Genomic DNA, 5,047 nt, shown 5'->3' with positions numbered 1-5,047 from the left:
CGGCACGGCCGCCAGACCGGCACGGCCGCCAGACCGGCACGGCCGCCAGACCCCGGCCACCGGGCGCGCGGAGCGCGCCGGTGACCGGGGCCTGCGGGCCGAGCGCGACCGCGTCGTGGCCTACGCCAAGCGCGCAGCGGGGCCGCGTTGGCCGGGGGTGAGGAGGGCCGTTTCGCCGGGGGAGATGTCCGGGCGGAGGATCTCCGCCCCGCCGGCGCGGAAGAGCGCGATCTCGCCGGGCGCGAGACCCGCCGTTACCCGCGCGGCCTCCGCGCCGAGTACCTGTTCGATCGGCTCCGCGAAGTTCGCGTCGAGCGCCAGGACCGCGTCGGCCGCCGCCCAGAACGCCGAGCGGCGCGGCGCGTGGCGCGTCACGTGCAGCACCGTGCGCCAGGGTCCCGCCGCCAGGGCGACGTGTGGCGCCCGGCGCAGGTCACAGACGAGGGCCTGCGGCCCGTCGGCCACGGTCGGCGGCGCCGGCGGGCGCGGCGGCCAGACCGGGATCGTGTCGTGGATCGAGAGCCGGTCGCCGGCCGCCTGCGCCACGCCCGCCCAGTGGTCGGGGACCCGGGTCGCGGCGGTGACCTGCGCGCCAACCGCCAGCAGGCGGAGCGCGAAGAGGCGGCCGAAGAGGGACTCGCCGAGGACCCCGATCCGGGTGCCGGCCGGCCCCGGCGCGGGCAGCGCCACGGGCTGTCCCGACCGGTCGGTGCCGAGGTGGATGCCGACGTAGGCGGGGAGCAGACGGCAGTCGGCGTCGGACTGCTGCTCGTCCGGCCAGTGGGTGGCGGGCAGTTCCGCCAGGTCGGGAAGGGTCATCGGGTCCGGGCTCCTCCCGTCGTCACGAAGCCGGTCGCCTCCACCAGGGAGCGCGCCGGGTAGGCCACCGGCAGGGTGGCGAGCAGCCCGGCGGCCTGGTCGGCGGCGGGCGGGCCGACGACGCCGGCCTCGATCAGCCGGTCGCGTTCGGCGGCCGCGTGCTGCGCCATGGTGCTGACCACGCGGACCGCCGTCCGCACCCTCAGGCCCGCGCCGTCCCTGGTGAGGGTGGCCGCGGTGATCACCCGGTCGGCGGTGCAGGTGGCGAGCGAGCCGAGCAGCCGCGACCAGTCGGCCTGGTTCGCGACCTCGGCCGTGACCGTGCAGTGGGTGGCGGCGTTGCCGGCCCAGCTGCCGGTGATGGCCCGCCCCTCGGCCGAGGAGTCGCCGATCTGTCGCAGCAGGTCACGGACCCGGCCGGGGCCGAGCGGGGTGCTCGGCACGCCGAGCGCCGCCAGCCTGGCCCTGATCCGGGCCGTGGCGGCGGCCACCGCCGCGCGCGCCCCGCCCGCGCCGCCGCCCCGCCGCTCGGCGGCCTCCGGCGCGTCGAACGGCTCGTAGCGCAGCACCAGCCAGGAGCGCACGGCGACCGGGCGCCCGCCGAACGGGAGTTGGCGGTAGGCGATGGTGGGCTGGTAGCGGTAGTGGAAGTCCCAGGGCGGCAGCCCGCACTGTTCGACCACGAGCTGGGCGGCCGCCGGTCGCGCCGGGTCCTCGTCCAGCCAGCGGGCGACGGCCGCGGCCGGCAGCGAGGGGAGCGTGCCGCCGGGGAACTCGACGATCGCGGCGTGGCCGCGGCCGTCCGCGAGCACCCCGAGCTCGGCGCCTCCGCTGCCGCCGTTGCGGTCGGAGAACCCGGCGATGTCGAGGGTCGGCAGCAGGGCCCCGGCGAGGCCGAGGTCGCCGTCGTCCCCGGCCGGGGCCACCTGCGCGTCGGAGGGGGCGAGCGCGTCGCGGCGCCACCGGTCGAGCAGCCACTGGTCGACCCAGTCGCCGCGCCGGCGCAGCAGCGAGCCGGTGACGACGACCGCGCCGACGCCCGCGAGGCCGTAGCCCCAGGGGCTCTGGAAGGCGACGCCGGTCGCCAGGCAGCCGAGGCCGGTCTCGACCGCGACCAGCCGGCCGCGGCCGAAGCGGAAGGGGGCCCGCCGCGGGCGGGCGACCGGTTCTGAGCCGCGGTCAGCGCGGCGCCTTCTGGGGCTCACTGCCGCTCTCCGTTCTGTTCGCGGCCGGCCGCCTGCGGGTCGAGGACCGGTCCTTCCGGCAGCAGGTCGGTGAACGCCCTGGGCAGGGACGGCGCCTCGGCCGGCGCGTAGCCGAGCCGTTCCACCGCGTCTGGGGAGGAGAAGGGGTAGGCCGCGCCGCTGTCGGTGACGAGCGTGTAGGTGCCGCCGGTGCCGGCCGAGGTGGTGGCCCTGACCACGGCGCCCGAGCCGGCCGGCAGGTAGATCTCGTCGAGCAGGCCGAGCCTGCTGCCCTGGTAGCCGGTGACCGGGCGGACGTCGGCCGGGTCCGGCATGGTCGTGGGCAGGTGGACGGTGGCCTGCCAGGGCGCGTCGCCCGGCTGGCCGCCGGGCGGGGTGCTGATGCAGACGGGCTGGTTGCGGCCCGGCTCGTTGGCGGCGAGCAGCTGGTCGGGCCAGGCCGGGTCGCCCGGCGCGTTGCCGCCGGAGCGTGGCGCGCGCGCCGCGTCGGTGGCGCTGATCTGGTGGTCGGTCTCGGCGGCGGCGCTCAACAGCGCGTAGACCAGCGGCGAGATGGAGACCAGGCCGTCCGACCTGACCAGGTGGTACTGGTCGTTGACGCCACTGTCGGTGTGGGCGATGTCGCCGACCCGGGCGTCGAAGGGCAGTTGGACGTCCGGCTGGGCGCCGACGTCGGCGCCGAGGTCCGGGATGGTGAGCGCCGGGCCCTCCGGCATGGTGGCGATGATCTGGTGCGGCAGTTGCACCGGCTCCACGCTCTGCAGGCCGAGCAGGTCGCGGATGGCCGGTTCGAGGGAGTAGCGGCGGCCCTCGGTGAGCAGCCACAGCGCGCCGTCCTCGTCCTGGGCGAGCACGGTGGCACCGGCCTCGGTGTCGTAGCCGCTGGGCGGGGCGACCTCGGGCACCGAGATGTAGAGCGCGGTGGCGGTCGGGGCGCCGCCGTTCTCGGACGGCACGACGCACAGCGTCCAGTCGCCGTCGACGAGGTCGTCGGCGTCGGGCAGCGCGTCGGGGGCGCCGGGGATGCCGACGGGCAGGCCGCGCGGCGCCGCGTCCAGGACGGACTGCCTGACCTTGGTGACCTCGCCGCCGCCGACGAGCATCGCCGAGGCGAGGTTGAGCGCCGGGTGCACGACGCCGTCGGTGACGACGTAGCGGTCGCCGCTGTCGCCCACGATGACGGCGCCGGTGCCGGGGAGCGCGGGGCCGCGGCCGCCGCCGAGCCAGCCGGCGATACCGAAGCCGGCCATGATCAGGATGCCGATGGCGACGCCGCCGCCGATGGAGCGGTTGAGGCGGCGGCGCGGGTCGAGCCGCGCCTCGTCGGCGCCCCGGATGAGGCTGGTGGTCCTGCGGCGGTTCTCGTAGGCGTACGCCTCCGCCTGCTCGCGTGTGGTGGCCATCTAACGTGTCCGGTTCCGGGGTGATGGGTGAGCGGAGGTCGTGGTGGACCGCGACTCGCTGCCGTCGAGCCAACCGATTCGGCCAGGCGGCGGGTTCGCGGGTCGTGCCGTGCCGGGTGCCGGCCGCGGGTCGGGCCCGGCGCGCCAGCCGCGCGCCGCGGCCCGGCGGACGGCGGGCGCCGCGGCGAGCCCGAGGATCACGGCGAGCAGCAGCCCGCCGCTCCAGCCGAGTGCGGTGGCCACGGTGCCGGAGAGCAGCGGCTCGCTGGTGGGGATGGGCTGCACCGGGATGTGCCCGGGCGGCGCCGCCTCGCCCGTGCTGTCGGTGTCGTCGCCGAGGTGGGTGAGGGCGCCGAACGGGTCCACGATGCCGGCGCCTGTACGGTCGTTGACGCCGCCGCCGACCTGGGTGGCGGACTCGGTGAGCCGCCGGACGACCTCGGCGGCCGACAGGTCGGGGAAGCGGGAGAGGACGAGCGCGGCGGCGCCCGACGCCTCGGCGGCGGCGAAGCTGGTGCCCGACTCGACGCGGTAGCCGGAGCCCTCGGGGGCGACGACGGCCATCTCCTCGCCGTAGCCGGCCAGGTCGACCCAGGGGCCGGCGTTGGAGACGTCCATCGGCTGGCCGTCGTTGCCCACCGCGCCGACGGCGAGCACGCCGTCGTAGGCGGCCGGGTACATGTGGCCGCCGCTGACGCCCTGGTTGCCCTCGTTGCCGGCGGCCGCGACCACGACAACGTCCTCGGCGACCGCGTGGGCGACGGCCTCGCGGATCGGCTCGTAGTCGGTGGGCACGGCGAACGAGAGGTTGAGCACCCGGGCGCCGGAGTCGACCGCGTCCCTGATGGCGGCGGCGATGGTGCCCGCGGTGGCGTTCTCGATGCCGCCGGCCACACGCACGGGGTAGATGGTGGCGTCCGGCGCGACGCCGGCCATCCGGTCGCCCTCGGCGCGGCGGGCGGCGATCAGCCCGGCGACGCCGGTGCCGTGGCCCTCGCAGTCCTCCTGGTTCGCCGGGGTGGTGCGGTCGAACTCCCGCTCGTCGGTCCGCCCTTCGAACGTGGCGCCGCGCCGCACGGCGCCGTCCAGGTCGGGGTGCCGGGCGTCCACGCCGGAGTCCACGACGGCGACGACGACGCCGGAGCCGGTGGCCAGGTCCCACGCCTGCCGGAGCCCGAGCTGGTCGATGAGCGGATAGGGCCCCGCCGTGTCCGGCAACTCCGTCCCCGGCGACCGCGTCCGGCACGCCTCCACGGCCGCGGCGGGCTGAGCCACGACAAGCTGCGCGAGCAGCGACGCGGCGAGGCAGGCGACGAGGCCGCCGGCGCGGTGCCGCTGGCGTGGGCCCGGCCAGGCCAAGCGCCCCGGCGCATCGGCCGCCGAGGCGGCGGCCGGCCACTGGCGAAACGGCGCGCCGCCGTGCCGGGCCCGCGGAGCGGGTCCGGCACCGGCCAGGCGCCAAGCCGGCCTGCCGAGCGGCGGCACCTGCCGACGCGGCCGAAACCGGCGGAGCCGGGCGCGGCGCCACGGCGCCACGGCGCCGGCCGCGCGCCGCACGCGCGCCAACGCGGCCCGCGCCCACGCGCCGGGCGCGTGCCCGGGAGAGGGTGGGTGGGACGG

General features: G+C 77.9%; 4 protein-coding genes. All 4 read right to left on the bottom strand.

The annotated features are described in order from the left end of the window. Positions 1-120: 120 nt before the first annotated feature. Complete coding sequence (locus E1265_RS33500; protein WP_243741297.1) at positions 121-819, bottom strand: hypothetical protein; 699 nt, start codon at positions 817-819, stop codon at positions 121-123. Beyond that, positions 816-2,024 (bottom strand): type VII secretion protein EccE, encoded by a 1,209-nt coding sequence (locus E1265_RS33495; protein WP_243741296.1) that lies wholly within the window; start codon positions 2,022-2,024, stop codon positions 816-818. Before E1265_RS33495 ends, E1265_RS33500 begins: the two co-directional genes overlap by 4 nt. Beyond that, positions 2,021-3,427 (bottom strand): type VII secretion protein EccB, encoded by a 1,407-nt coding sequence (gene eccB / locus E1265_RS33490; RefSeq protein ID WP_132934717.1) that lies wholly within the window; start codon positions 3,425-3,427, stop codon positions 2,021-2,023. Before eccB ends, E1265_RS33495 begins: the two co-directional genes overlap by 4 nt. Beyond that, positions 3,428-5,047: S8 family serine peptidase (locus tag E1265_RS33485; RefSeq protein WP_207931312.1), on the bottom strand; the 1,620-nt coding region annotated here is incomplete at its 5' end.

The organism is Streptomyces sp. 8K308, from assembly GCF_004348315.1.
Classification (GTDB): Bacteria; Actinomycetota; Actinomycetes; order Streptomycetales; family Streptomycetaceae; genus Streptomyces.
Note: the sequence above shows the minus strand (reverse complement) of the source record. Positions and strands in the feature narration are given on the sequence as shown.

What these genes read in the sequence shown, in the direction of transcription:
- eccB (WP_132934717.1), bottom strand. Translation starts at nt 3,427, where the DNA reads ATGGCCACCACACGCGAGCAGGCGGAGGCGTACGCCTACGAGAACCGC.
- E1265_RS33500 (WP_243741297.1), bottom strand. Translation starts at nt 819, where the DNA reads ATGACCCTTCCCGACCTGGCGGAACTGCCCGCCACCCACTGGCCGGAC.